General features: G+C 52.9%; 2 protein-coding genes. Both read left to right on the forward strand.

The genetic code is table 11. The features are described 5' to 3' along the window. Window positions 1-119: 119 nt before the first annotated feature. Complete coding sequence (locus CINSTRO3249_RS16065) at window positions 120-797, forward strand: glycine-rich domain-containing protein (RefSeq protein WP_254304390.1); 678 nt, start codon at window positions 120-122, stop codon at window positions 795-797. A gap of 117 nt (window positions 798-914) precedes the next feature. Further along, on the forward strand, window positions 915-981 hold a 67-nt coding region (locus CINSTRO3249_RS18085), incomplete at its 3' end, for an IS1 family transposase (RefSeq protein WP_143146884.1).

The following is a 981-nucleotide window of genomic DNA, read 5'->3' on the forward strand; positions in this document are numbered from 1 at the left end:
TGCTCATGCTGAGTTTCCAGCACTAGATTAACTGCCCGTTCACGGACTTCCGGAGAGTAACGTTTGGTCGTTGTCATAGAGACCTCCACTTTTAAAGTATAGACTCTAATTTATCCGGGGTGATTCATAGCGACAGCGAGACGCTGGCTGCGACGCCAAAGGCCGTTAAGGCGATAGCTGATACTCTCAGTGGTGGCCGCCTGCTGAATATCCAGTCCTTCACCCGCAGCGGCACCTATACCCCCACGCCGGGGACACAGAAAATCCGCGTGAAATGCTGGGGCGCAGGTGGTGGCGGTGCGGGTATGTCCAAACAAAATCGTGATTCGGTATCCGGCGCCGCCGGGGCCTATGCCGAGGCGTTACTGGATGCAACGTTGTTTTCGTCCGTGAGCGTTGAAGTAGGCACCGGTGGTGCTGCATCGGCAGACAGTGTTTCACAGGATGGTGGCGATGGCGGTGGATCGTATTTTGGCGCACATGTTACCTGTGAAGGTGGTTCAGGCGGTATCGCTGGGCAAGGGTTAGCCAAAGGCGGTGAACCCGCAGGTGGAAACGTGATGATGGTCTTCGGGCAGTCCGGGCAAGGGGGAACCTATGCTTCCGGTTTTTTAATCAACGGTGTCGGCGGCGCTTCTTTTGGCGGCTATAACGCGCTGCCTCACGTTTCTAAGCGTGTTGATGATGGATCTTTTCCGGGCGGCGGCGGGGCGATGGGGTCTTATGTTGATGAAAATACGCACTATGCCTCCGGGAAAGGGGGAGATGGTCTGATTATTGTCGAGGAGTACTCATGAAGGAAAACACCGGATCGTATGCGCTGATACCTGAAAACAGCAACAGGGTTAAAAATATCGGTAATGCCTTCAAATAGTTGACTTTTGTGATATTCTGCCTCTATTTGAGGTTTCCACGTGGTTACAGTTTCTGTTCATTGTCCTCGCTGCCATTCAGATGAAATTTATCGACATGGCCTTAGTC

It is taken from the genome of Candidatus Sodalis sp. SoCistrobi (genome assembly GCF_900143145.1).
GTDB lineage: Bacteria > Pseudomonadota > Gammaproteobacteria > Enterobacterales > Enterobacteriaceae > SoCistrobi.